At 44.1% G+C, this 24,829-nt stretch carries 25 protein-coding genes and 2 tRNA genes; 8 read left to right on the forward strand and 19 right to left on the reverse strand.

Annotated elements, in window-relative coordinates; genetic code table 11:
* Positions 1-452: 452 nt before the first annotated feature.
* The 5 genes from PGY05_RS12670 to PGY05_RS12690 are packed head-to-tail and all read left to right on the forward strand — an operon-like array spanning position 453 to position 5,662.
* Positions 453-992: a helix-turn-helix domain-containing protein gene (locus tag PGY05_RS12670; RefSeq protein WP_008374904.1), complete on the forward strand. Its 540-nt coding sequence runs from the start codon at positions 453-455 to the stop codon at positions 990-992.
* 21 nt (positions 993-1,013) lie between these two features.
* Complete coding sequence (locus tag PGY05_RS12675; protein ID WP_270476072.1) at positions 1,014-2,087, forward strand: ABC transporter ATP-binding protein; 1,074 nt, start codon at positions 1,014-1,016, stop codon at positions 2,085-2,087.
* Entirely contained in the window at positions 2,077-2,895 is an 819-nt protein-coding gene (locus tag PGY05_RS12680; RefSeq protein WP_270476073.1) for an ABC transporter permease, read from the forward strand. Before PGY05_RS12675 ends, PGY05_RS12680 begins: the two co-directional genes overlap by 11 nt.
* Complete coding sequence (locus PGY05_RS12685) at positions 2,895-4,778, forward strand: extracellular solute-binding protein (RefSeq protein WP_270476074.1); 1,884 nt, start codon at positions 2,895-2,897, stop codon at positions 4,776-4,778. Before PGY05_RS12680 ends, PGY05_RS12685 begins: the two co-directional genes overlap by 1 nt.
* Positions 4,754-5,662 (forward strand): RluA family pseudouridine synthase, encoded by a 909-nt coding sequence (locus tag PGY05_RS12690; protein ID WP_330673018.1) that lies wholly within the window; start codon positions 4,754-4,756, stop codon positions 5,660-5,662. Before PGY05_RS12685 ends, PGY05_RS12690 begins: the two co-directional genes overlap by 25 nt.
* A gap of 241 nt (positions 5,663-5,903) precedes the next feature.
* On the opposite strand, the gene PGY05_RS12695 is transcribed toward PGY05_RS12690, so the two are convergent.
* The 7 genes from PGY05_RS12695 to pap form a co-directional block, all read right to left on the reverse strand.
* Complete coding sequence (locus PGY05_RS12695) at positions 5,904-7,577, reverse strand: nucleoside kinase (RefSeq protein WP_270476075.1); 1,674 nt, start codon at positions 7,575-7,577, stop codon at positions 5,904-5,906.
* Positions 7,578-7,647: 70 nt separating this feature from the next.
* Entirely contained in the window at positions 7,648-8,445 is a 798-nt protein-coding gene (locus PGY05_RS12700; RefSeq protein ID WP_044999230.1) for a Nif3-like dinuclear metal center hexameric protein, read from the reverse strand.
* A gap of 10 nt (positions 8,446-8,455) precedes the next feature.
* The gene (locus tag PGY05_RS12705; protein WP_270476076.1) at positions 8,456-9,172 is read right to left on the reverse strand and encodes a tRNA (adenine(22)-N(1))-methyltransferase; all 717 of its coding nucleotides are present in this window, start codon (positions 9,170-9,172) and stop codon (positions 8,456-8,458) included.
* Positions 9,173-9,176: 4 nt separating this feature from the next.
* Complete coding sequence (rpoD, locus tag PGY05_RS12710) at positions 9,177-10,292, reverse strand: RNA polymerase sigma factor RpoD (protein ID WP_008374891.1); 1,116 nt, start codon at positions 10,290-10,292, stop codon at positions 9,177-9,179.
* 39 nt (positions 10,293-10,331) lie between these two features.
* On the reverse strand, positions 10,332-12,107 hold the full coding sequence (dnaG, locus tag PGY05_RS12715; protein WP_270476078.1) for a DNA primase: 1,776 nt from the start codon (positions 12,105-12,107) through the stop codon (positions 10,332-10,334).
* Between the two features lie 84 nt (positions 12,108-12,191).
* A complete protein-coding gene (locus PGY05_RS12720) occupies positions 12,192-13,196 on the reverse strand; it encodes a deoxyguanosinetriphosphate triphosphohydrolase (protein WP_055155673.1) in 1,005 nt (334 codons plus the stop codon).
* Between the two features lie 3 nt (positions 13,197-13,199).
* Positions 13,200-14,663 carry a polyphosphate:AMP phosphotransferase gene (gene pap, locus PGY05_RS12725; protein ID WP_270476079.1) on the reverse strand — a complete coding sequence of 488 codons (1,464 nt, stop codon included), beginning with the start codon at positions 14,661-14,663 and terminating at the stop codon, positions 13,200-13,202.
* A gap of 277 nt (positions 14,664-14,940) precedes the next feature.
* On the opposite strand from pap, the gene PGY05_RS12730 reads away from it, so the two are divergent.
* Together PGY05_RS12730 and PGY05_RS12735 are read left to right on the forward strand one after the other, a co-directional pair.
* Positions 14,941-15,025 (forward strand) — tRNA-Leu (locus tag PGY05_RS12730).
* 38 nt (positions 15,026-15,063) lie between these two features.
* Positions 15,064-15,148 (forward strand) — tRNA-Leu (locus PGY05_RS12735).
* A 295-nt stretch (positions 15,149-15,443) separates the two neighbouring features.
* Here the strand turns inward: PGY05_RS12735 and PGY05_RS12740 are convergent.
* The 11 genes from PGY05_RS12740 to PGY05_RS12790 all read right to left on the reverse strand — a co-directional run bounded on the left by PGY05_RS12740 (position 15,444) and on the right by PGY05_RS12790 (position 23,158).
* Positions 15,444-16,202: a prolipoprotein diacylglyceryl transferase gene (locus tag PGY05_RS12740; protein ID WP_270476080.1), complete on the reverse strand. Its 759-nt coding sequence runs from the start codon at positions 16,200-16,202 to the stop codon at positions 15,444-15,446.
* Positions 16,203-16,256: 54 nt separating this feature from the next.
* Positions 16,257-16,424, reverse strand: a complete 168-nt coding sequence (locus tag PGY05_RS12745) for a hypothetical protein (RefSeq protein ID WP_270476081.1) — start codon at positions 16,422-16,424, stop codon at positions 16,257-16,259.
* 100 nt (positions 16,425-16,524) lie between these two features.
* Entirely contained in the window at positions 16,525-18,597 is a 2,073-nt protein-coding gene (locus PGY05_RS12750; protein WP_270476082.1) for a heavy metal translocating P-type ATPase, read from the reverse strand.
* A 13-nt stretch (positions 18,598-18,610) separates the two neighbouring features.
* The gene (locus PGY05_RS12755; RefSeq protein WP_173687698.1) at positions 18,611-18,931 is read right to left on the reverse strand and encodes a DUF6110 family protein; all 321 of its coding nucleotides are present in this window, start codon (positions 18,929-18,931) and stop codon (positions 18,611-18,613) included.
* A gap of 306 nt (positions 18,932-19,237) precedes the next feature.
* The gene (locus PGY05_RS12760) at positions 19,238-19,630 is read right to left on the reverse strand and encodes a Fur family transcriptional regulator (RefSeq protein ID WP_055155676.1); all 393 of its coding nucleotides are present in this window, start codon (positions 19,628-19,630) and stop codon (positions 19,238-19,240) included.
* A 27-nt stretch (positions 19,631-19,657) separates the two neighbouring features.
* The gene (locus tag PGY05_RS12765) at positions 19,658-20,026 is read right to left on the reverse strand and encodes a heavy-metal-associated domain-containing protein (RefSeq protein ID WP_118217274.1); all 369 of its coding nucleotides are present in this window, start codon (positions 20,024-20,026) and stop codon (positions 19,658-19,660) included.
* A 1-nt stretch (position 20,027) separates the two neighbouring features.
* Complete coding sequence (locus tag PGY05_RS12770; protein WP_008374867.1) at positions 20,028-20,159, reverse strand: hypothetical protein; 132 nt, start codon at positions 20,157-20,159, stop codon at positions 20,028-20,030.
* Positions 20,160-20,173: 14 nt separating this feature from the next.
* Positions 20,174-20,347 (reverse strand): FeoB-associated Cys-rich membrane protein, encoded by a 174-nt coding sequence (locus PGY05_RS12775; RefSeq protein ID WP_117833987.1) that lies wholly within the window; start codon positions 20,345-20,347, stop codon positions 20,174-20,176.
* Between the two features lie 83 nt (positions 20,348-20,430).
* Positions 20,431-22,608: a ferrous iron transport protein B gene (feoB, locus tag PGY05_RS12780; RefSeq protein ID WP_055155678.1), complete on the reverse strand. Its 2,178-nt coding sequence runs from the start codon at positions 22,606-22,608 to the stop codon at positions 20,431-20,433.
* Positions 22,609-22,657: 49 nt separating this feature from the next.
* Entirely contained in the window at positions 22,658-22,876 is a 219-nt protein-coding gene (locus PGY05_RS12785) for a FeoA family protein (protein WP_055260881.1), read from the reverse strand.
* 72 nt (positions 22,877-22,948) lie between these two features.
* The gene (locus tag PGY05_RS12790) at positions 22,949-23,158 is read right to left on the reverse strand and encodes a FeoA family protein (RefSeq protein ID WP_022220531.1); all 210 of its coding nucleotides are present in this window, start codon (positions 23,156-23,158) and stop codon (positions 22,949-22,951) included.
* A 298-nt stretch (positions 23,159-23,456) separates the two neighbouring features.
* Here PGY05_RS12790 and PGY05_RS12795 point away from each other — a divergent pair, with 298 nt between their 5' ends.
* On the forward strand, positions 23,457-23,822 hold the full coding sequence (locus PGY05_RS12795; RefSeq protein WP_008374860.1) for a metal-dependent transcriptional regulator: 366 nt from the start codon (positions 23,457-23,459) through the stop codon (positions 23,820-23,822).
* A 129-nt stretch (positions 23,823-23,951) separates the two neighbouring features.
* On the opposite strand, the gene PGY05_RS12800 is transcribed toward PGY05_RS12795, so the two are convergent.
* Positions 23,952-24,728: an ATP-binding protein gene (locus PGY05_RS12800; RefSeq protein WP_055260879.1), complete on the reverse strand. Its 777-nt coding sequence runs from the start codon at positions 24,726-24,728 to the stop codon at positions 23,952-23,954.
* Between the last annotated feature and the right edge of the window lie 101 nt (positions 24,729-24,829).

A 24,829-nucleotide genomic window follows, 5' to 3' on the forward strand; every position in this document is an offset into this window, starting at 1 on the left:
CAACCTGTATAAAATTTTCAATGTTCTTCAATTTAGCCTTGACTTTTTATTTGCAGGCTGCTTCTATTATAACATTCAATCATTTTTTACGCACTAAAAAAGGATGTAGGAATCAACTTCCCACACCCTCATTAGTATCCTACCATTTCCGCTTCCAAACATATGGAATCGACAAATCAAAACTTTCCGGTAATCAGCTAAAATCCCTCGGATTTCCTTTCGATTCGGAGGATTTTTTCATGCAATTTTTTCAAAAGCGATCTGAAGATAATCTAAACTAAAATTAGTCAATTCTTACCCGTTTTTTATTTTTCAAAAAAGCCTCCATTTTCCTTATAAAACGGTTGCTTTTTCTCTAAACTATAGTATAATAAACCTTGTCGTGTGTATAGAAATACTAAACTCTAGGTTTATTTTTATTTTTACAAACAATTTACAGAAAGGAGCTATTTATGAACATAGGACAGAAAGTAAGGGAACTCCGTATTGCGAAAAATCTTACCCAGGAAGAACTTGCAGACCGGAGTGAGCTTTCGAAGGGATTCATTTCCCAGCTGGAACGGGATCTTACTTCTCCTTCTATCGCCACACTGGTTGATATTCTGCAGTGTCTCGGCACCAATCTGAATGAATTTTTCAGCGATGACGAGGAAGAACAGGTTGTCTTCGGTGATGAGGATTATTTTGAAAAAAAGGATACTGATCTGAAGAATACGATTGAATGGATCATTCCAAATGCCCAGCGCAATATGATGGAACCGATCCGTCTTACCCTGGCTCCGGGCGGTGCAACCTACCCGGATCTTCCACACGAAGGTGAGGAATTCGGATACGTGCTTCAGGGTTCCGTCAAAATCCACGTAGGCAATAAGGTCTACAAAGCTAAAAAGGGAGAATCCTTTTATTTTACTCCCCACGCAAAGCATTATATAGAAGCATCGTCTTCTTCCGGGGCACGCCTGATCTGGGTCAGCACTCCCCCAAGTTTTTAAGTACACAGGAGGATTATACATATGCCAAACAAACTGATTGACATTGTTGGTGTTTCCAAATCATATGGAGACAATCTGGTTCTGGACGACCTGAACCTTTATATCAGAGAAAATGAATTTCTCACACTTTTAGGACCTAGCGGCTGCGGAAAGACAACGCTTCTGCGTATCCTCGGCGGATTCGAAAATCCGGACTCCGGAAAAGTAATTTTCGATGGAAAGGACATTACATCCCTTGCACCGAATAAACGACAGCTCAACACTGTTTTCCAGAAATATGCGCTTTTCACCCATATGACCATTGCTGAAAATATTGCTTTTGGTCTGAAGATCAAAGGGAAATCAAAATCTTACATCGATGATAAGATTCATTATGCATTAAAACTGGTCAATCTGGAAGGTTACCAGAACCGTTATCCGGATTCTTTAAGTGGGGGGCAGCAGCAGCGTATTGCCATCGCCCGCGCCATTGTAAATGAACCAAAAGTTCTTCTTCTGGATGAACCTCTCGGTGCCCTGGATTTAAAGCTCCGCCAGGACATGCAGTATGAACTGATCCGTTTAAAAAATGAGCTGGGAATTACATTTATCTACGTTACCCACGATCAGGAAGAAGCCCTCACCATGTCTGACACGATTGTTGTCATGAATCAGGGATACATCCAGCAGATCGGTACACCGGAAGATATCTACAACGAGCCGGAAAATGCTTTCGTAGCCGACTTCATTGGCGATAGCAACATTTTCAATGCCATCATGGTACGCGATAAGCTGGTCAATATTGTCGGTGCCGAATTCCCGTGTGTGGATACCGGATTCGGAACCAACAAACCGGTCGATGCGGTCATCCGTCCGGAGGACATCGATCTTGTAAAACCAGAAGAAGGCATATTAAAGGGTGTCGTTACCCATCTGATTTTCAAAGGAGTCCACTATGAAATGGAAGTCCTTGCCAACAATTATGAATGGCTGGTACACAGCACCGATATGTTCCCGGTTGGCACTGAGGTTGGAATCCATGTTGACCCGTTTGATATTCAGATCATGAAAAAACCGGAATCTGAAGATGAGGAGGCTGTAGGAATTGAAGAATAGCAAACGTCTCCTGGCTGGGCCATACCTTTTCTGGGCAGTTTCTTTCATTATCATTCCTCTGATCATGATCTTCTATTATGGTCTGACTGACAATGACGGAAAATTCACCTGGATGAACCTTGCCAAAATCACAACACCTGAGAATTTAAAGGCTCTGGGGCTTGCACTTCTGCTTGCATTTGTCAGCACAGTGATCTGCCTGATCCTTGCCTATCCTCTGGCAATAATCCTTGTCGGAAGAAATGTAAACCAGTCCAGCTTCGTAGTACTTGTTTTCATCCTTCCGATGTGGATGAACTTTCTGCTCAGAACTCTTGCATGGCAGAACCTCCTGGAGAAAAACGGTGTCATCAACTCCGTTCTCCATTTCTTCGGGCTGCCTTCATGGAACATTATCAACACACCGACAGCGATCATCCTCGGTATGGTCTACAACTTCCTGCCGTTCATGGTGCTGCCGATTTACAATGTACTTGTAAAGATTGACAAAGATGTTATTTCCGCAGCCAGAGATCTCGGTGCCGGAAATATCCAGACATTTACCAAGATCATCCTTCCGCTTAGTGTTCCGGGTATCATCAGTGGAATCACTATGGTATTTGTACCTGCACTTACAACCTTCGTCATTTCCAACCTCCTCGGTGGAAGCAAGATCCTTCTGATCGGAAATGTCATCGAACAGGAATTCCAGCAGGGAAGCAACTGGCATGTAGGAAGTGGACTTTCACTTGTCCTGATGATCTTCATCATTGCAAGTATGGCTCTGATCGCCAAATACGATAAAGACGGGGAGGGCACAGCATTCTAATGAAAAAGAAATTACAGAATTTATATTTACTGCTGATCGTGATCTTCCTCTATGCTCCGATCATGACACTGATGGTTCTGTCCTTTAACAGTTCCAGAACCCGTGCCAAATGGGGCGGATTTACCGGAAAATGGTATGTATCCCTTTTCCAGGATGAAGCGATCATGAGCACCTTATACAACACCCTGATCATCGCACTTCTTTCTGCGCTGATTGCAACCGTGATCGGAACTTTGGCTTCCATTGGAATCCAGAGTATGAACCGCAAGTTCCGTACCTTTATGCTGGGTGTCACCAACATTCCGATGCTGAACGCAGATATTGTGACTGGTGTATCTATGATGCTGCTGTTCATCGCATTCCGTATGACCATGGGATTTTCGACAATCCTGATTGCACATATAACCTTTAATATCCCATACGTCATTTTAAGCGTCATGCCAAAACTAAAGCAGACCAACCGGCGGACCTATGAAGCCGCACTGGATCTGGGTGCTTCCCCGATCTACGCTTTTTTCAAAGTCGTATTTCCGGATATCCTTCCAGGAATTCTTTCCGGTTTCCTGCTTGCATTTACCATGTCGCTGGATGATTTTGTGATCACCCACTTTACCAAAGGACCTGGAATCGATACCCTGTCCACCAAAATTTACAGTGAAGTACGAAAAGGAATCCGTCCGGAAATTTACGCACTCTCAACGATCATGTTTGTAACGGTGCTCTTCCTTCTCTTCCTGATCAATTTAAAACCGGAAAAAGAAGTTCACGAAAAAGACGGCACGATCCGCAAGCCATCCCGTGCACGCCACACGATGCGTCTCGTCGTAACACGTGTCGTACCGGCACTGCTCGTGATCGTCATTACAGCCGGAGGATTTTTCTACAATTCAAAGACAAAGATTTCTGGCTCCGAAAAGGTAATTGTCTACAACTGGGGCGAATATCTGGATCCGGATGTTCTGGATATCTTTGAAGAAGAAACCGGTATCCAGGTAGTTTATGAAGAATACGAAACCAATGAGATCATGTACCCGAAGGTGCAGTCCGGCGCCATTTCCTACGATGTGGTCTGCCCTTCTGACTATATGATCCAGCGTATGATCGAGAATGATCTCCTCGCCGAGATCAACTGGGATAATATTCCGAATATCAAAAATATTGGACAGACTTACATGGATCAGTCCAAAGCATTTGATCCGGAAAATAAATACTCTGTTCCTTATTGCTGGGGAACTGTCGGGATCCTTTACAACAAAACCATGGTAGACGAACCAATTGATTCCTGGTCTGTTCTCTGGGATCCAAAGTACAAGGACAGCATTCTGATGCAGGACAGCGTCCGCGATGCATTCGGTGTTACCTTAAAATATCTTGGATATTCCCTGAACTCAACCGACCTGGACGAGCTGAACGAAGCGAAGAATCTTCTGTTCAGACAGAAACCACTGGTTCAGGCATACGTCGTTGACCAGGTGCGTGACAAGATGATCGGAAATGAAGCAGCCATCGGTGTTATTTACTCCGGTGAAGCCATTTACACACAGAAAGAAAATCCAAACCTGGAATACGTGATCCCGAAAGAAGGATCCAATATCTGGATCGACTCCTGGGTAATTCCGAAGAATGCAGAGCATAAGGAAAATGCAGAAAAGTTCATCAACTTCCTCTGCCGTCCGGACATCGCACTGAAGAACTTTGAGTACATCACCTACTCGACTCCAAATGAAGCAGCGCGGGAACTGATTGAAGACGAGTCCATCCGCAACAGCAAGATTGCATTCCCGGATGCAAGCGAGCTCTCCGGATGTGAGACCTTCAAATTCCTTGGAGATAAAAACGATGCTGTCTACAATGAATTATGGCGGGAAGTGAAATCAAAGTAATGTGGGAAAGAATTCTGAATTATACAATAACCGAACAGAAAACTTCCAATATCCATGAGTTTTTAAAAGCTCATGGATATTCTTCTTCTCTGATCCGGGCAATCAAAGAAGATCCGGAAGGAATCCGTCTGAACGGGGAACCGGTACTGGCACGCACCCTTCTTACTCCCGGCGACCAGCTTGCCATCCGGATTACCGAAACAAAATTCTCCGAAAATATTGTTCCGTCAGATCTGCCTCTTTCGATCGTATATGAAGATCCGGATCTGCTGGTCATCAATAAACCTGCCGGAATGCCAATTCACCCTTCCCAGGGAAATTATGACAACACACTTGCCAATGCCTGTGCATGGTATTTCAAAGAGAAAGGCGAGCCTTTTGTCTACCGCTGCATTAACCGGCTTGACCGGGACACCACCGGTCTTCTGATCATTGCCCGGCATCTTTACAGTGCCTCTCTCCTCTCTGCCATGACGGCACGCCGGGAAATCCACCGGGAATATCTGGCACTTGCCACGGGAATCGTCCCGGAAGACGGAATCATCACTGCTCCAATTGCCAGAAAAGAAGGTTCTACCATCGAGCGCATGGTCGATTTTAAACATGGTGAATATGCCTGCACCCATTACCGCAGGCTTTCCATCACAAATACAGATCCGGTCTACTCTCTGGTTGCCTTAAAGCTGGATACCGGACGCACTCATCAGATCCGGGTGCATATGAATTACATCGGTCATCCGCTTCCGGGAGATTTTCTCTATAATCCGGATTACAGCCATATCAGCCGTCAGGCACTGCACTCACATCATCTGCGTTTCCGGCATCCAATCACAGGAGAAGAAATGCATTTCACAGCGCCTGTGCCTGAAGATATGTTACTCTGATAAATATATTTAAGTGATCCCCTTCCCCGGCACATAATACTCTTTTTATGGAAGAATTTTCCATATGTATTTTCCGGTCAAACAGAAGAAGAGCTCCTGAGAGAACAAAGATATTCATTCTCCCAGAAGCTCTTCTTCTGTTTATTTCTGACGACGAATCACACTAAAAAAACAGCGGAACGGATTCAAACTGCCTCTATAATCTATATCGCTCTCTTACCATGTGACCAGCTTCAACATTCTACAAATCGAAACATCCGCCTCCAATAAATTCCCTCAAAATCGAATTCTGCGGAACATACTCACTTCCGATCCCCACAAAATAATCCAGGAATTTGAGCAGTCTCTTCGCTTCCTGATATTCGGCGCAGTCCTTCTCAATTCCGAACAGAATCGGTTCTGCATAAGCTTTCAGAACTGCCAGCTCATAAAGAAGAGCTGAATTGAACATCACATCCGCGTCTTCCTGATACGGGAAAATATTGTTCTCTTCCCCTCTTCGCACCGACTGCCACATAGCGATCGTCTGCTTTGCCGAAGTACCTCTGGTTCTTGCATCACGCACCATCCGGCGGATCAGACGTCCATCTGTTGATGCGATCCGGTTATGCTCATCGATATTCAGCTGGGTCAGTGCACTGATATAGATCTTGAATTTATTTTCTTTTGGCAGATCATGGGTCAACGCATCATTCAGACAATGAATGCCTTCGATCACCAGAATATCCTGCTCACCAAGCTGCATATAATGTCCGTTATATTCCCGTTTTCCGGTCTTGAAATTGAACGTCGGAAGCTCAATCCGTTCTCCTGCAAGCAGCTTTTTCAGATCGTGATTAAAAAGTTCCACATCCAGTGCTTCCAAACACTCATAATTCGGCTTTCCTTCTGCGTCCAGCGGTGTATCCACACGGTTCTTAAAGTAATCATCCACCGAAATCGGATGCGGGACCAGACCGCTTACCCGGAGCTGGATGGAAAGCCGTCTGGAAAATGTAGTCTTTCCTGACGAAGAAGGACCGGCGATCAAGACAAACTTTTTCTGCGGATTTCCTGCAATCTGCTCTGCGATCTGCGCAATCTTCTTCTCCTGCATTGCCTCCTGTACCAGAAGCAGTTCCTTTGGATTGGTGCTGCCGCCTGTCACATAATCATTCAGTGCCCCTACCGTCTCAATTCCAAGCATATCACCGCCACGCGTAGATTCCTTCAGCACATGAAACAGCTTATTCTGAGGCTGAAACGGAGGTATCTTTTCCGGTTCAGCTGCCTCCGGCATCTGCACTACAAATCCCTCATCATATAAATATAATTTAAAATATTTCAGATAGCCGGTTGATGGAACCATATAGCCGTAATAGTAGTCCTCAAATTCATTGATACTGTAAATATTGACTGTAGACACTCTGCGATACCGGAACAAACGCTCTTTATCCTTCATACCGTACTTGCGGAACATTTCAACCGCTTCATCGGTATGAACCGATCTCTTCCGGATTGAAAGATCCATATCTGCCATTTCATGCATCCGTTCTTCAATCCTTGCAAGCAGTTCCTGATCCAGCTTCTGATCTCCTTTTATTGTACAATAATACCCTTTATCTACAGAAAAATGGATTCTCACCTGTTCTATCTTATCGTGTCCGATTGTATCATATACTGCCTTCACCAGCAGAAAACTTACACCACGGCGATAGGTAAGATTTCCAATTGTCTCGCCTGTCGTCACAAAATGGAGCGCACAGTCCTTTTTCAGCTTCTTTCCAAGCTCCTGAAGCTTTCCATTTACATATACAAGAACAATATCATGTGGGTATCTTTCCTGATATTCCCCGGCAATCTGCAGATATGTGGTTCCTGCCGGAAAACTTCTCTCTTCCCCGTCAATCTGTACTTTGTACATCTGCTGTTCCATATTTACCGCCTTCTTTCTGCCTTACGGCGCTTTGACAAATCTGTCTGTTTTCTCCCCGCTCCCAAACACCTTACGTCAAAACCCAGAATGGCTGCCGGATCTTTGCTGTCCGGATCTCTGCCTCTGGAAATTTCTCCCGGCAAAAATGTTCCATATCTGCAATAAAGATATGCTCCACGCCATAGTGTCCGGCATCAATTACTGCCATTTTTTGCGCAACCGCATCAATCCCCTCATGGTGATCAATGTCACCTGTCACCAGTACATCCACACCTTTTTCCAAAGATACGGAAATTGCGCTCTTCCCGGAGCCCGGAAAAACACCAAGGCGATGTACCTGCATATCCGGCTCTCCAAAAATTTTCACATTCGGAAGATCAAATGCTTTTTTTACCATTTCCGCACAGGATTTTAAATCCATCGGCTGTGCCAGATCAGCAACTCTTCCGATTCCAACCGGAACTTCGCCGGATTCTGAATGCATGCTTCCCGTCACTTCCAGAACCTCCGGTTCACTCAGTTCAAGTACCTTCCCAGCAAGCTCTGCCATTCCCATTACATCATAATTGGTATGCATCGCATAGTAAGAAATGTCATCCCGGATCAACTTCAGTACTCTTCTGCCAATAAAATCCTCGTCATTGATCTTTTTCATTGCTTTAAAGATCATCGGATGATGTGTGATCAGCATATCTGCGCCCCAGTCTGCTGCTTCTTCGATCACTTCATCCGTCGCATCCAGTGCAAGATAGATCCGCTTTACTTCTTTATCGCTTCTTCCGACCTGCAGTCCTACATTATCCCACTCCATAGCATAGTGCTTTGGAAAACGTGCTTCTATTTCTTTTATAATTTCTCTGCAAATCATCATTTTCCTCCTAAAAATACCGGTCAAGCAGGTCTTCTGCTCTCTTTATCATATGCAAAACCTCTGCACTTCTCTCCTTCGTGCGTTCACTCTCCTGCACCCGAAGCTTTTCATACACGCCCTGATTCACAGACAGTTCCTTTTTCAGATATTCTCCCATCACCGGGTGACCCTTCTCTAATAAATATTTTCCATATTCAAGCTCTTCTTCTGCTGCCGGAACACCTTCCGCATAAAGACCTTTCTGCTCTGTCGGGATCACCTTCATCATCGGATAGTATTTGCCATCCTCTTCCACCATGTCCTCTGCAACGATACGAAATCTATGTTCTTCCAGATAACGGCGAACTTTCGCAAGCTCTGACTGCGGCTGCAGGATCAGTTCCTTTAAGCTTCTGGTTTTTGCCAGATCCTCATTCAAAATGTGTATGACAAGACCGCCGCCCATTCCGGCGGCGATCATTGTGTCAGCTTCTTCCATTTTCAAATTCACCAGACCATCAGAAAGACGGGTAACGATCTTCCCATCCAGTCCATGTTCAAGGATATGTGTATCCGCTCTCTCTAATGGTCCTTTGTTAATATCCATGGCAATTGCGGATGGAACCAGCCCGTTCTGTGTCAGATAGATTGGGATGTAAGCGTGATCTGTTCCCACATCCGCAAGACGCATTCCCGGTGTGACAAGATCCGCCACTGCCTGTAATCTTTTTGATAATTCAGCCATCTTCTTAATCCAAATAATCTCTTAATTTTCTGCTGCGGCTTGGATGACGAAGCTTGCGGAGTGCTTTTGCTTCAATCTGACGGATACGCTCACGGGTGACATCGAACTCTTTTCCGACCTCTTCCAGTGTACGTGCTCTTCCATCACTCATGCCAAAACGCAGGCGGAGAACCTTCTGCTCTCTCTCTGTCAGTGTACTTAAAACTTCATCCAGCTGTTCTTTCAGAAGTGTCTGCGCTGCTGCTTCTGCCGGAACAGGTACATTGTCATCCTGGATAAAGTCGCCCAGGTGGCTGTCCTCTTCCTCACCGATCGGAGTCTCAAGAGAAACCGGTTCCTGGGAAATCTTTAAGATTTCACGCACACGGTCTACCGGCATGTCCAACTCTGCAGCGATCTCTTCCGGCGTAGGTTCACGTCCAAGCTCTTGCAGTAACTGTCTGGATACACGGATCAGTTTGTTGATCGTCTCTACCATATGAACCGGTATACGGATGGTTCTCGCCTGGTCAGCAATCGCACGTGTGATTGCCTGACGGATCCACCATGTTGCATAGGTACTGAACTTAAATCCCTTCTGATAATCAAACTTCTCTACCGCTTTGATAAGTCCAAGGTTTCCTTCCTGTATAAGATCCAGAAACAGCATACCACGTCCCACGTAACGCTTTGCAATGCTGACTACCAGTCGCAGGTTGGCTTCTGCAAGACGCTTTTTCGCTTCTTCATCACCATCTGCCATTCTCTTTGCCAGCTCAATCTCTTCTTCTGCTGAAAGAAGCGGAACCTTACCGATCTCCTTCAGATACATACGGACCGGATCTTCGATGCTGATTCCGTCCGGAACAGACAGGTCGATCTTCTCCATATCCACTTCGTCTTCATCCGAAAGCATGATCTCCAGATCATCATCATCCACATTGGAGTCATCATTCATCTGAAGCACATCGATCCCATTGGCCTCCAGGTACTCAAATACCTTGTCCATCTGTGTCGGTTCCAGCTCCATATCCCGGAATGCATCATTGATTTCCTGAATTTCAAGAATGTTCTTCTTTTTCTTCGCAAGGGCAACCAGATTTTTTAATTTTTCCTGAAACTTTACTACGTTCTCTTCCATGTAGTGTCCTTCCTCTCATCGCTTGTTTATATTCTATCCCTAATTAATGGAAATATGCAGTTTATGAAGGTCCTGCACTGCCTTCTTCGCATTCATAAGCCTTTGCAGCCCCTGAATGTCTGTCGGATCCAGATTCCGGGTTGCGGTTTCGATACTGTACTCCTTTACCCGGAGAATCGTCTCCTTGATCGCTTTTTCCTGCTCTCCCGCAGTCGTCAGCTCTTTGATTCTCGTATTGAAAAGTGCTGCCACCGCGCGGTGTTCCTCTTCCTCTGTAAAATAATTCATGATCTGCGCAGGATTCAGTTCTCCTTTTGCATGCTGTTCATACAGAAGTTCAGCAACTTTCCGGTACAGCTCCACCGTAAAATCCTCCGGCGTAACATAACGGCTTACCTGATCAAACAGCTCTTCCCTGTCAATCAGCCAGGTAAGCAGAATCTTCTGTGACCGGATATGACCATCCTCTTTTGGCGTTTCCTGGCGGATCATCTGTCTCGGCTTTGTGGCCGGAGCTGCCATTCCGCTCTGGACTGCTACCTTGACAACCAGCTTCTTAAGTTCTTCGTAGCCGACGTGATAAGTCTTTGCCACCGCTTCTATGTAATTATCACGTTCAATTTCTTCTTCAAAACGTGCCAGCCTTCTCGCCGCCTCTCTGAGGAATTCCGTCTTTCCTTCCGGTGCATTCAGGTCATAACCTTTTTCCAGCATCTCAAGACCGAACATAAAGCTGTTCCTTGCTTTCCTGATCCGCTCTTCAAATGCCTCAGCTCCAAGATTCTTGATGAATTCATCCGGATCCTTGTACGGTTCCATTCGGATCACGCGGGTCGTCACACCGGCCTCCCGAAGGAGCGGAGCTGCCCGGAGTGCCGCTTTAGTTCCGGCTTCATCACTGTCATAGGTCAGATAGACTTCATTCACATACCGTTTGATCAATGCTGCATGTCCTGCTGTAAGTGCAGTTCCAAGTGATGCAACTGCATTGGTAAATCCCGCCTGATGGAGCGAAATTACATCCATATAGCCTTCACATACAATAAAATACGGCTTTCTTGATGTTCTCGCCCGGTGAAGTCCGTACAGATTCCGGCTCTTATCAAAGATCAGAGTCTCCGGTGAGTTCAGGTACTTTGGCTTCCCGTCGCCCATCACACGCCCGCCAAATCCGATCACTCGGTTATTCACATCCATAATCGGAAACATGACACGGTTCCAGAATTTGTCGTAAACTCCATGCTTTTCATCGACATTTACCAGACCGGCTTTGATGATCATCTCTTCACTATAACCCTTCATCTTCAGGTATCGAAACAGATCATCACTGTATTTGCTGGAATATCCAAGTCCAAATGCGGTGATCGTCTCCTGGCTCAACTGACGGTTCTGCAGGTATTCTCTTGCCTGCCTTCCTCCCTCCGTCTTCAGCTGCGCATAATAATACTTGGCCGCCAGCTTGTTCATCTCAAGCAGCGCACTTCTCGTATCTGCTCTTTCTTTCGCTTCTTTTGAATATTCCTCTTGCGGAAGCTCCACACCGGCACGCTGTGCCAAAAACTTGAGTGCTTCTACAAAAGAATAATTCTCATACTCCATAATGAAGGTAAATACATTTCCTCCCGCTCCGCAGCCAAAGCAGTAATACATCTGCTTATCCCTGCTCACAGAAAAAGAAGGAGATTTCTCACTGTGAAACGGGCAAAGTCCGAAATACGAACTCCCCTGCTTCTTCAGCTTCACATATCCGGAAATCACATCTACGATATCATTTTTCGATCTTACTTCTTCTATAATCTCATCTGAATAATACATTATGTCCTACACCTTCCTGGCAGGGTTCGCGCACCTTGCGCAACCCCTACATAATATATATTCGACAAAACTTTTTTATTTCCTTTAAAATTTCCAAGATTGTGGAATAAAAATTTCTTCAAACTTTTTTACGGCAAAATTATCCGTCATTCCTGCTATGTAATCACACACTGCGATCTCCGGCATTTCCCCCTTCTGCAGCTGTTTCAGATACTGCTCCGGCATCTTTTCCATGTGCGTTTCATAATAAGAATACAGATCTTCGACCATTCGGATTGCTTTGTCCTCTTCGCCCTTTGCAAGTGGATTCTCATAAACATGGGTAAACATATATGCCCGCAGCTCCATCAATGCTTCACGGACTTCCTCTGACATGCAGATCTTCGGTTTGTCCATGCTGTTTACGATCACATCATGGGTAAGTGTGTTCAAACGCTCTCTTTTACTGTTGCCCAGAACTTTTCGCAGCTCTTTGGGCAGTTCCTCTTCATTCATGATCCCCGCCCTTACTGCGTCATCAATATCATGGTTCACATAAGCAATCTTATCAGACAGTCTGACGATCTGCCCTTCCAGTGTCGCAGGCATTCCCGCACTTTTGTGATTGCGGATTCCATCGATCACTTCCCAGGTCAGATTCAGTCCCTCCCCCTGTTTCTCCAACACCTCTACTACACGGACACTTTGTTCATTGTGTTTAAATCCACACGGACACACATTGTTCAGAGCTCTCTCTCCTGCATGCCCAAACGGAGTATGCCCAAGATCATGCCCCAGTGCAATTGCCTCCACCAGATCTTCGTTCAGCCTGAGCGCCTTTCCGATCGTCCGGGCGTTCTGCGATACTTCCAGCGTATGCGTTAGCCGTGTCCTGTAATGGTCTCCGATTGGTAGGAGAAACACCTGCGTCTTCTGCTTCATGCGCCGGAATGCCTTACTGTGCAGGATCCGATCTCTGTCCCTCTGAAAAACCGGTCGGATGTCACACTGTGGCTCATTTCTCTTTCTCCCCCGGGAAGCCATGCTTAATGTGGCACAGGGGCTTAGATATTCCTTTTCTCTTTCTTCCATCTGTTCCCTAATTGTCATTTTTTATTTTCTCTCTTCTTTCAGTCGTTTCTCGATTGCTTCTGTCACGCATTCCAGAACTTTAATACGTGCATAGTATTTATCATTTCCTTCCACTACGATCCACGGTGCATGTGGCATAGAAGTCTTTTCCAGCATTTCTTCTACCGCCACCTCATACTGATCCCATTTTTCCCGGTTTCTCCAGTCTTCATCGGTAATCTTCCACTGTTTTTTCGGATTTTCCTGTCTGGCTTTAAACCTTCTCGCCTGCTCATCCTTGTCAATCTGCATCCAGAATTTCAGCACGATTGCTCCTGCATTTACCAGATCCTGCTCCATGGCATTGATTTCCCCATAAGCTCTCTTCCATTCTTTTTCGGTGCAAAATCCTTCAATCCTCTCTACCATCACTCTTCCGTACCAGGTTCTGTCAAATATCGCAATATGGCCGGCTTTCGGCATTGCACGCCAGAAACGCCACAGATAATGATGTGCTTTCTCTGTATCACTCGGTGACGCTGTCGGATTCACCACATATCCCCTCGGATCCATATGTGAAGTCAGACGTTTGATCGCACCTCCTTTTCCTCCGGCATCCCACCCCTCAAAGCCAAGGACAACCGGGATTCTCCTGCGATAAAGCTCTCCATGCAGATGTTCCATCTTTTTCTGAAGCTCTTTTAAGCGTTCCTCATAAACCTCTTTTGGCATGGATTTGGAAAGATCCGTCTTTGCCAGAATGGATTCTGCTGTTTCCCTTTTCATTTCTGTTTTCTTTTCCAGACTGCCTTTTTCTTCCAGTTCCTTTCTTGCGACTGCTTCTTTCATTGCCTGGATCACCGCCTGATAAACAGCCACTTTGGCTTCTTTCTTCTTTGTAGCATTGATCACTGTCCACGGTGCGTAATCTGCATCCGTTTTCCGCAGCATCTCTTCATTGATTGCTTTATACTCTTTAAAATCATGGTTCCGCTTCAAATCGCCTTTGCTTACCCGCCATGCAGTATCCTTGGAAGCAAGCAGTTTCTCAAAGCGCTTTTTCTGTTCTTTCCGGTCAATCTTTAAAAACAGTTTGATGATCACCATTCCATCATCCGTCAGCTGTTTTTCAAACGCACGGATCGATGCAAAATCCTTTTCCAGCTCTTTTTCCGGTGTTTTTCCTTCAAAACGTTCAATCATAACTCTCCGGTACCAGCTGGTATCAAAAATCGCAATTCTTCCCTTTTCCGGGATCTTCGTCCAGAAACGCCACATAAAAGGATGCATCCATTCCTCTTCCGTTTCATTTTTTACCGCATATACTTTAAAGCCTCTTGGATCGAATGCCTGGATCAGATTACCAATCTGAAGCCCTTTTCCTGCTGCTCCATAACCCTCAAACGCGATCATCACCGGGATTTTTTTCTCCCTGCACACTCTTTGCAGTTCTCCAAGCTGCTCTCCCAGTTCTTTTATATCCTTCATTTTTATATTTTTCTCCATAAAATGCCTCCATTTCACCAGTTTCTGCTCTTATTATCCCCAAATTCATTGATAAAACGCGCATTTAACGCACACAATTATATATTATATTACTATATTTTCTCATAATAAGAAAGTAAATTTGTAAAATTATTGAATTATTTATCTTTTCGATATTTTTTGTAATATATTGCGAATTAAAATTTCTTTTAATTTTTTGTTGACTTTGTGTTTAGAATATAGTATTATAGCTTTTGTCAGCGGCGAGCAGTTAAAAACAAAGCTTACTGAGTGATATGCGGAAGTGTCGGAACTGGCAGACGAGCAAGACTAAGGATCTTGTAGGCATTGCGCCTGTGTGGGTTCAAGTCCCATCTTCCGCATTCGGATTTATCCGAATCTGGTAATTAAATATTTTTGTGCGGAAGTGTCGGAACTGGCAGACGAGCAAGACTAAGGATCTTGTAAGCATTGCGCTTGTGTGGGTTCAAGTCCCATCTTCCGCATTATAAAAAGGAATCTCTGATTTTATCAGAGGTTCCTTTTTATAGTACCGAAGCGTGACCTGAACCCATGGTTCAGGTCTTCGCTCCGCTACGGTCGGCGCAGAACACTCGTCCACCGGACGAGTTGCGCCCCATCTTCCGCTTCCTTACCGTAAAATTATCTCTGTTTTTTATCAGAGGTTTTCTTTTTATAGTACCAAAACGTGACCTGAACCCATGGTTCGAGTCTTCGCTCCGCTACGGTCGGCGCAATGCATTCGTCCACCGGACGAACCTGGCCCTATCTTCCGCTTCCTTACCATTTATGCCTTTTTTTATTTACAAGATACAATACAATTCCACCTGCTACGATCACCATGGAGATCCACTGGGAGGTTGAAAACATCCAAGCTCCCCCTCTGTTATCATTTCTCAAAAACTCAACAAGAAATCTTCCCACACCATACAGCAGCATATACAAAAAACCTACGTTTCCCGGTGTACCGTCTTTTTTATTCTTTCTATAATATAGAAGTAACACGATCATGATCAGGAAATCGCCCGCCGACGAAATAAGCTGTGTCGGGATCAGTTTTACACCTGCCGGAGCAAGCCCACCTTCCGGGAAGACCACACCAAATCTGGAGGTCGTCTCCCTTCCATAGCAGCATCCTGCAAGAAAACATCCGATTCTTCCAAATCCCTGTGCCATCGAAATACTTGCCACAGCGAGATCAAAATATTCCAGAAAATAAAGCTTCTTGATTCTGCAATATACAATTGCTGTCAGAAAACCGGCAATAATTCCACCATATACGACAAACCCTTCTGAACCGAGTACCGTCTTCGGATCCTTGATAAACGTCTTAAACTCCACGATCACATATAGAATTTTTGCACCTAAAAAACCGCCGATTACACCGTAAATTCCAATATCCACAATTGCTTCCTGATCCAGACCATTCTTTTTTGCCCGATAAGAAGCCATTACCACACAACAAAGGATACCGATTGCGATCATCAGTCCATATCCATGTATCGTAAACTTTCCTATTGAAAACAGATCAATTTTCACGCTTTTTTCTTCCTCCCTTTTATCAATCTATTTATCATTGTATGGATTATCCCTTCATTTGTCAATCTTATCCTTTTGGATACTATCTGCTATTTTGTTACTGTTCACAGTACCTGTGACCAGCAACGCATCTCGCCATTTTAAATCGCCTTTGGCGATGGGCGAGATGCCATTCAAGATAAAACGTGCATCCTCCGTGCCAATCAGCGTAGTGATTGACACGGGAGTGAACAGTAACGCTATTTTGCCTCTTAATCCAGCAATGGGGCATGATTCAGAGAATCACCCCCCACGTTTAGAGCTATCATTAAATTGTTCTGCCTTACAGAAGATTCTTCATACTCTTCAGCCCAATTGCCAGAGTTGAAGTATTGTGTAAAAGTGCTGATGTCGTCGGCTGGATCACACCGGTTACTCCAAGTACGATCAGACCGGAATTGAATCCAACGATAAAACGGTAATTACTTTGAATCCTCTTCATCAGCCTATTGCTGAGATGTCTTAAGGTCACGATCTGTCCAAGATCATCTGCACCTACCGTAATATCTGCAATCTCACGTGCAATCTCTGCGCCGTTGCTGATCGCAATTCCCACATCTGCCGCAGAAAGCGCCGGAGAATCATTGATACCATCGCCGATCATAATAACTTTTCTTCCGGCTGCTTTTTCTTTTTCTACAAATGCAGCCTTATCTTCCGGCAGTACTTCTGAATAATATTCATCCACACCGACACGCTTTGCGATCGCCGAAGCTGTACGGTCGCTGTCACCTGTCATCATAACAATCTTTCCAAATCCTGTTTTCTTGAGCTCGGCAACTACTGTCTTCGCCTCTTCTCTCAATGGATCTTCAATACAGATCACTCCTGCAAGCTGATTCTCGATTGCAAGATACAGATGTGAATATTCTTCCGGAAGACTGTCAAATAACTCCTGTTTTCCTTCCGGAATTGTACATTTTTCATCTTCAAATACAAAATGAGAGCTTCCGATAATTACATTTTTATCATCAATCGTTGTAGAAATACCATGTGCAACCACATACTCTACCTTGGAATGCATTTCCTCATGATCCAGATTTTTCTCTTTTGCTGCATTTACTACTGCTTTTGCCATAGAATGTGGAAAATGTTCTTCCAGACACGCTGCAATACGGAGCAGTTCATCCGGTGTTCTTCCATCAAATGGAACCACATCCACCACGGTAGGTGTTGCTTTTGTAAGTGTACCAGTCTTGTCAAATACGATCGTATCTGCCTCTGCCACGGCTTCCAGATATTTTCCGCCCTTTACGGTAATATTGTAAAGGTTTGCTTCACGGATTGCAGACAGCACCGAAATCGGCATTGAAAGCTTAAGGGCACACGAAAAATCTACCATCAGGATTGAAAGGGCCTTTGTGACATTTCTCGTCAGCAGATAGGTAAGAGCTGTTCCACCAAGTGAATACGGTACAAGCCTGTCTGCAAGATGTTCTGCCTTGCTTTCTACTCCTGATTTTAACTTCTCAGATTCTTCAATCATCGTAACGATCTTATCAAAGCGGCTGTTTCCGCTTACCTGTTTGACTCCGACTGTGATCTCACCTTCTTCAACCACCGTTCCTGCATATGCATAGCTTCCAACCGGCTTGCGGACAGACACTGACTCTCCGGTAAGAGATGCCTGATTGATCATCGCTTCACCATCCACGATATCGCCGTCAAACGGAATCACAGTTCCCATACGAATCACAATCCGGTCTCCTGCTTTTATCTTGGATGCAGGAACCAGAACTTCCTGATCTTCTGTCTTCAGCCATACCTTACTTACGTTCAGAGACATGGTCCTTGCCAGGTCATCTACGGATTTCTTATGTGTCCACTCTTCCAGAATCTCACCGATTCCAAGCAGGAACATGACGGATCCGGCTGTACTGAAATCCCCACGTGCAACGGATACACCGATTGCAGTCGCATCCAGCACCGGAACCTCAATTTTGCGTGCCCACAGACACTTGATTCCCTTCCAGATATACTTCAGTGACATGACCGATGTATAGCATGCATTCAGTGGATACGGAAGCAACCATTTTCTTGCATAATGAAATACTACTTTATTGAACAGCTTTTCCTGATACTGCGCATTCACTTCACGACCGGAAGTTGCAAGTACGTCTGCCGGAACTTCCACTGTCTGATAGTGAAATTTCTGCAGAAGACGGATTACATCTTCTCTGTCGCCGGTATAATTAATGACTGCATCACAGGTTCTGTCATATACCTTTGCTAATTTGACTGATTCATTGCAGAGCAGATAATACTGTAATATATCAGCCTGTTCATATGTCATTCTTTTTTGAAAAAGCCGGACTCTCATCCGGCCTTTCATCTCATGTTTAATTATAAACTTCACGTTCAGGCGCCTCTTACTCTGTTACTTCGTTGAACTCTGTATTTTCAGCTTCTTCAGCCTCTGCTGCTGTATCTGCATCAGAAAATTCTTCCATTTCAGCAGCTCTTTCTTCGTTGATGCTCTTAGCTTCAGCGTAAATATCCTCTGCATTTTCCTGGATATTTGTAGCTGTTTTCATAACACAGTCTTTTGCGCGAAGAACTGCTGCTGTACAATTTGTGTACACGTTCTTAGCATCCTTGCTTGAAAGCGCTTTGATTCCAGCTGTTCCAAAAAGAACTCCTGATGCAAAAATTCCAACCTTTTTCCAATTTACTTTAGTAATATCAAACATATCTATGTACCTCCTGTTTTTTCATTAACGCCTATTATATGACACGAATCTGAAAATTTCCAGTCTTTTTTTGCTTCTGATAAATTTTCTCACTTTTGCGTAAAATCAGTTTTGTCAAACTTTTTTTCATTATATCTGACACGAATTCGCTATTTTCACCTTAATTTTTACACAACTTTTCACAGTTATCTATATCCATATTTATATAGAAGAAACTCATTTCCCGGTATCTTAAAGAGACAGATACAACCACGGTACCTGCCTCCATATCCGAACCGTTCCGTTTCAGAACGTTTTTTTACAATGTTATGCTTCTTTGAGTGTGATGTTTCTCACATTCTGTCCACCCGAAAATCCACAGGCATCCAGACCAGATTTAATTACTGCTGTCCATTTATCTTCCGGAAGATCAAGAACCGTTCCATCCTCCAGTTCTACCATGCATTCCATCTTATTGCCATCATCCGAAATACGATACATATTCTTGCGGCTGATCGCTCCGATCTGTTCCAGCGTATTGACCATACGGTATACCGTCGCCGGTCCGATACTCGGATCCTTCAGAGACGCCTGATAATAAATTTCCTTGCAGCAATTACATTTTCCTTCCAAAATAACATCGATCAGCATGAGCCGCTGCTTCGTAACCCTACAGCCACTTCTTTTCAGCTGCTCGATTATTCTTTCTTTCGCGTCCATGATAGCCCCTTTCCATGCTGTCGCCTGTTAGGCTCTGATATCAACTACCTTAAATCCTGCTTCCTCGACAGCTTTTTTCAGATCATCATCATCAATTTCTCTGTCATAGCTTACAACTGCTTCTTCTTTTTTGAGATTCACCTTTGCAGATGCACCTTCAATTTTGTCGATTGCTTCCGTTACACTTTTCACGCAATGATCACAGTGCATACCGGAAACCATCACCGTCTTTTTACCGATTGCCGGATGATCCAGAACCTTTTCTTCAATTTCTGTCTTGATCAGTCCAGATCCACCACCACAGCAAGGACTTTCCCCTTTAAAATGTTTAAGCGTACCCTTTAATGCAAAAATAAGAAGTACGATCACGATCAGAACAATAATTGCATCAACCATCTTATTCCTCATCCTTCCGGCGTTCACGCCATTTCTTTATCCATAAAACCAACTGATATATGCTGACTCCTACAAGATAAATGATCAAGAATGCTCCGAATGCGTAGAACATAGAGCCTGTTGAACTTCCCATATGCCTTCCGCCTTTCAGTCTTTCTTCTTTGGTACGGTTTTTCCACTACATCCGCTACACGAACCGCAGTTACCGCTGCATCCAGCGCAACCGACCGGTTTTCCTTCTTTATGGTTTTTATAACCTTTGTAAATCAGATAAATACAATATGCTGCGATCAGTGCCACTATCACAATATTTGCGATCATAACCTTCACCTTGTCTTTCTTTTACACTGGAAGCCGGACACAGGCTTCTGCATCCGGCTTCCGCCTTAAAGTTCTTATAAATCTTATGCGTTTACAGAACGTTTTGAATAAACTTTCTGATTTTTATACGGATCTGGTCTGAACAGCATGAAAAGGATTGCGATAAGGAAAAGGAATCCAACTGCTGTACCAACTCCGAATGCTCCGCCTGTTACGAATGAACCGATCTGATATACACAGAGGCATACGATGTAAGCGAAGATGTTCTGGAAGAGAATTGCGAACCAGAACCATTTTCTTGACTGCATCTGCTGTGCCATTGTAGCAATTGCTGCAAGGCAAGGAGAATCAAGAAGGTTGAACATCAGGAATGTAAATGCTGCAATTGAGCTTGGGAACCAAGATGCAACACCAGCTGCTACGTTGACTGCATCTTCTGTATCACCAGATACATTTGCAAGTACACCCATTGTTGAAACAATTGCTTCTTTTGCTGTAAATCCAGAGATAGAAGCTGCTACCGGCTGCCACTCGCCAAATCCAAGTGGTGCAAAGAGCGGTGCGATCACGCCACCAATCATTGCCATAAGACTGTCTGCGCTGTCTTCTACCATGCCAAAGCTTCCGTCTACAAATCCGAATCCGCCAAGGAACCACATTACGACGCAGGCAAGGAACAGGATTGTTCCGGCTTTGATGATGAAGCCTTTCAGTCTTTCCCATACATGAAGGAGAACTGTCTTAGCCTGTGGAATATGGTACTGTGGAAGTTCCATTACGAACGGTGCCGGTTTTCCTGAGAACGGTTTTGTCTTCTTCAGGATGATCGCAGCCACAAGTACTGCAACGATCCCAATGAAATACATAAGCGGTGCGATAAATGAACTTTCCTGATATCCTGCTACTTCACCGGAAATAACACCACCCATCAGAGCGATAACCGGAAGCTTAGCTCCACACGGGATAAAAGTTGCTGTCATAATTGTAAGACGTCTGTCATTGTCCTGTTCAATAGTCTTAGAAGCCATGATTCCAGGAATACCGCAGCCTGATGAAATCAGAAGCGGGATAAAGCTCTTTCCCGAAAGTCCGAAATGTCTGAACACACGGTCCATGACGAATGCGATACGAACCATGTATCCACAGTCTTCAAGGATAGACAAGAAAAGGAACAGAATCGCCATCTGTGGAACGAAACCAAGAACGGCTCCAAGACCACCGATGATACCATCAACAACAAGTCCCATAACCATGTCGCCGGCACCGATCGCTGAAAGTGCGCTTGTTGCTGCATCCTGAATTGCTACTACAAATACATCATTTGTCCAATCTGTTACAAAGGTACCGACTGTCGTTACAGAAACATAATATACGATCCACATTACCAGCATAAAGATCGGGATTCCGAGGAACCGGTTGGTAACGATACGGTCGATCTTATCAGAAGTTGTAAGTTTTTCTTTTCCCTTCTGAACAGTTGTTGAAACAATCTTCTGGATGAATTTGTAACGTTCGTCTGTTACAATACTTTCCATATCATCGTCATGTTTCTTTTCAAGAGCTTTTCTCTGTGCTTCCACCGTCTGGGCTGCCGCACCGGAAAGTTTCATGCTCTCTACTACCTTGCTGTCGTTCTCAAGGAATTTTACAGCGTACCATCTCTTCTTCTCTTCTGAAACAGAACTCGGAAGAACGCTCTTAACTTCTGCCACAGCACCTTCCAGCTCTGCTGAGAAGATATCTTTCGGAAGATCGATTTCTGACTTCTTAGCAACTTTTACTGCTTCATCGATCAGTTTGTCAAGTCCTTCACCTTTCAGCGCAGATGTCTCGATAATCGGACAGTCAAGTAGCATTGAAAGTCTCTTCACATCAATCTTGATTCCTCTCTTCGCAAGAAGATCTGCCATGTTCAGTGCAATAACAACCGGAACGCCTGTCTCAATCAGCTGAGTTGTCAGATACAGGTTACGTTCAATATTGGTTGCATCCACCAGATCAATGATCACATCCGGATTTTCTTTCAGCACATAGTCACGGCTGACGACCTCTTCCAGTGTATATGGAGACATTGAATAGATACCCGGAAGGTCAGTTACGATAACTTCTTCCTTTGTCTTCTTACTTTTTAATTTACCCTCTTTTTTCTCTACAGTAACCCCTGGCCAGTTACCAACATACTGGTTGGCTCCTGTGAGCGCGTTAAACATGGTAGTTTTACCGCAGTTCGGGTTTCCGGCAAGTGCAATTTTAATTGCCATTCCTTTTTACCTCCTTGTTGTACTACTCTCATGCATAATTATGTATATGCTATTTTACCTGCACACACTGTGCATCATCTTTTCTTACTGTAAGTTCATATCCTCTTACAGTAATCTCAACAGGATCACCGAGAGGCGCAACTTTTCTGATGTACAGCTCGCTTCCTTTTGTTATGCCCATGTCCATAATACGGCGTTTGTAAGCTCCGTCTCCTTCAATCTTGGTCACAACAACAGTGCTTCCAACCTTTGCATCACCTAAAGTCATTGTCGTATCTCCTTTCCTTTAAGCTTCGTAATACAGAATATATATGCAGCGGACCCATCGACCAGCCAGAGGCTAGATCATGATATGCCGCGCCATATCAGAATTAACCGCAACACGTGAATCCTTGATGTTCACGATCACATTACCACCGATTGCAGAAACAACTGTAATTTCTGCACCTGCTACAAATCCGAGATTCGCAAGGAATCGCCTTGTTTCTTCATTTCCACCAATTCTCTTGATCTCATTTACTTCACCAATATTCGCCATCGTTAAAGGCATAATCCCTACCTCCTGTTCTTTTGCGTATTTGGAATTTTGAATGATAATTTTTTTCATTACCAACTTTTGTTCACTAGTTAGTATATGCTAACATTTGTGTGTTGTCAAGCATTTTTTTAAGTTTTATTAAACCATTGTTTTCTGTTACTCATTTTTGCCATTTATCACTTACTTCTAATAGTTATAGCTTCTACTTTTTGCACAAAAAGAGCATTTACAGAACAATATTATTTGAAAAAAAATACAATCCATGGTATCCTATTAGATATAAGAATAAATAGTGAGGTGACCGGAATAAATGGCTAAAAATGAATCTTCCGAAAATTATCTTGAAGCAATATTGATGTTAAGTAAAAAATTACCTGTCGTACGTTCCGTAGATATTGCCAACGAACTTGGTTTCAAAAAATCAAGCGTCAGCATCGCCATGAAGAAACTTCGTCAGGAGAATCATATTACCGTAACAGATGCAGGTTTTATCTATCTTACCGATTCAGGAAAAGAGATCGCGAACATGATCTATGAACGGCATGAATTTATTTCAAAATGGCTGATCGAACTCGGTGTCCCAGAAGAAATCGCTACAGATGATGCCTGCCAGATGGAGCACGTGATCAGCAGAGAAAGCTTTAACGCAATCAAAGAATATGTACGAACACATTAGTAAATGCGTCAGAAAAGGCCGAAAAGTTTATAACTTTTCAGCCTTTTTCTTTGCCCTTTTGCAGACTCTACAGATTTACCGCAACATATTTCATATGCTGTTTTCCGTAATGAAATTACTTTACTGATATTATTCATCAAGGATCTGTCCGTCAAGCGATAAGGTCACGACCTGCCACGGAATAAATTTACCGCTTTCCTGAAGCGCTTTCTTAGCCGCCAGCTCAAGTCCGCCACAACAAGGTACTTCCATCCGCACAATCGTCACACTCTTAATATTATTGTTCTTAATAATCTCCGTCAGCTTCTCCGAATAATCCACATTATCCAGTTTTGGACATCCAATCAAAGTCACATGCCCTTTGATAAAACGATTGTGAAAATCTCCATAAGCATAGGCACTGCAATCTGCAGCGACCAGAAGCTTCGCCCCGTCAAAATATGGTGCATTCACCGGTGCAAGCTTAATCTGTACCGGCCACTGGGAAAGCATACTCTTATTCACGCTTTTCGCCGTCTCCCTTCCTTCCTCTTCGCTCTCTGCATTCTGCATACTCTCCTCTCTGTTCATCATACGCATACGGGTTCCAGGACATCCCCCTGCAAATGGTTTTACCGGTGCTTTAGGTCCTTCTCCCGCATTCTGCTTTGCAGCCTCTTCCTGCTGCTTTTTAAGCATATTCTGCTTCACAGCCTCCGCATCATAAGCCGCCGCCTCACGCTCTACAAAATGAATGGCATCCACCGGACAATTCGGCAGACAGTCTCCCAGCCCGTCGCAATAATCATCTCTCATCAGCTTTGCTTTCCCATTTACCATAGAAATAGCCCCCTCATGGCAGGCCTTTGCACAAGCTCCACACCCATTACACTTCTCCTCATCTATCTGAATAATTCTACGAATCATATTCCTTTATATCCTCCTATTCGAAAAATTTGTATTCCTTTAACTTTACCAGCTTATTTTAGCTTACAACCGCATTTTATTCTGTTGTTATAACAACAATC

Origin of the sequence: Coprococcus sp. AF51-11b1 (genome assembly GCF_027682785.1) — a bacterium.
Lineage (GTDB): Bacteria > Bacillota > Clostridia > Lachnospirales > Lachnospiraceae > Allocoprococcus > Allocoprococcus comes.

Excerpts from the sequence above, each read along its gene's own strand:
- PGY05_RS12670 (WP_008374904.1), top strand. The coding sequence starts at position 453 with ATGAACATAGGACAGAAAGTAAGGGAACTCCGTATTGCGAAAAATCTT.
- PGY05_RS12675 (WP_270476072.1), top strand. The coding sequence starts at position 1,014 with ATGCCAAACAAACTGATTGACATTGTTGGTGTTTCCAAATCATATGGA.
- PGY05_RS12685 (WP_270476074.1), top strand. The coding sequence starts at position 2,895 with ATGAAAAAGAAATTACAGAATTTATATTTACTGCTGATCGTGATCTTC.
- PGY05_RS12690 (WP_330673018.1), top strand. The coding sequence starts at position 4,754 with ATGGCGGGAAGTGAAATCAAAGTAATGTGGGAAAGAATTCTGAATTAT.
- PGY05_RS12695 (WP_270476075.1), bottom strand. The coding sequence starts at position 7,577 with ATGGAACAGCAGATGTACAAAGTACAGATTGACGGGGAAGAGAGAAGT.
- PGY05_RS12700 (WP_044999230.1), bottom strand. The coding sequence starts at position 8,445 with ATGATTTGCAGAGAAATTATAAAAGAAATAGAAGCACGTTTTCCAAAG.
- PGY05_RS12705 (WP_270476076.1), bottom strand. The coding sequence starts at position 9,172 with ATGGCTGAATTATCAAAAAGATTACAGGCAGTGGCGGATCTTGTCACA.
- rpoD (WP_008374891.1), bottom strand. The coding sequence starts at position 10,292 with ATGGAAGAGAACGTAGTAAAGTTTCAGGAAAAATTAAAAAATCTGGTT.
- dnaG (WP_270476078.1), bottom strand. The coding sequence starts at position 12,107 with ATGTATTATTCAGATGAGATTATAGAAGAAGTAAGATCGAAAAATGAT.
- PGY05_RS12720 (WP_055155673.1), bottom strand. The coding sequence starts at position 13,196 with ATGACAATTAGGGAACAGATGGAAGAAAGAGAAAAGGAATATCTAAGC.
- pap (WP_270476079.1), bottom strand. The coding sequence starts at position 14,663 with ATGGAGAAAAATATAAAAATGAAGGATATAAAAGAACTGGGAGAGCAG.
- PGY05_RS12755 (WP_173687698.1), bottom strand. The coding sequence starts at position 18,931 with ATGTTTGATATTACTAAAGTAAATTGGAAAAAGGTTGGAATTTTTGCA.
- PGY05_RS12760 (WP_055155676.1), bottom strand. The coding sequence starts at position 19,630 with ATGGACGCGAAAGAAAGAATAATCGAGCAGCTGAAAAGAAGTGGCTGT.
- PGY05_RS12765 (WP_118217274.1), bottom strand. The coding sequence starts at position 20,026 with ATGGTTGATGCAATTATTGTTCTGATCGTGATCGTACTTCTTATTTTT.
- PGY05_RS12770 (WP_008374867.1), bottom strand. The coding sequence starts at position 20,159 with ATGGGAAGTTCAACAGGCTCTATGTTCTACGCATTCGGAGCATTCTTG.
- PGY05_RS12775 (WP_117833987.1), bottom strand. The coding sequence starts at position 20,347 with ATGATCGCAAATATTGTGATAGTGGCACTGATCGCAGCATATTGTATT.
- feoB (WP_055155678.1), bottom strand. The coding sequence starts at position 22,608 with ATGGCAATTAAAATTGCACTTGCCGGAAACCCGAACTGCGGTAAAACT.
- PGY05_RS12785 (WP_055260881.1), bottom strand. The coding sequence starts at position 22,876 with ATGACTTTAGGTGATGCAAAGGTTGGAAGCACTGTTGTTGTGACCAAG.
- PGY05_RS12790 (WP_022220531.1), bottom strand. The coding sequence starts at position 23,158 with ATGCCTTTAACGATGGCGAATATTGGTGAAGTAAATGAGATCAAGAGA.
- PGY05_RS12795 (WP_008374860.1), top strand. The coding sequence starts at position 23,457 with ATGGCTAAAAATGAATCTTCCGAAAATTATCTTGAAGCAATATTGATG.
- PGY05_RS12800 (WP_055260879.1), bottom strand. The coding sequence starts at position 24,728 with ATGATTCGTAGAATTATTCAGATAGATGAGGAGAAGTGTAATGGGTGT.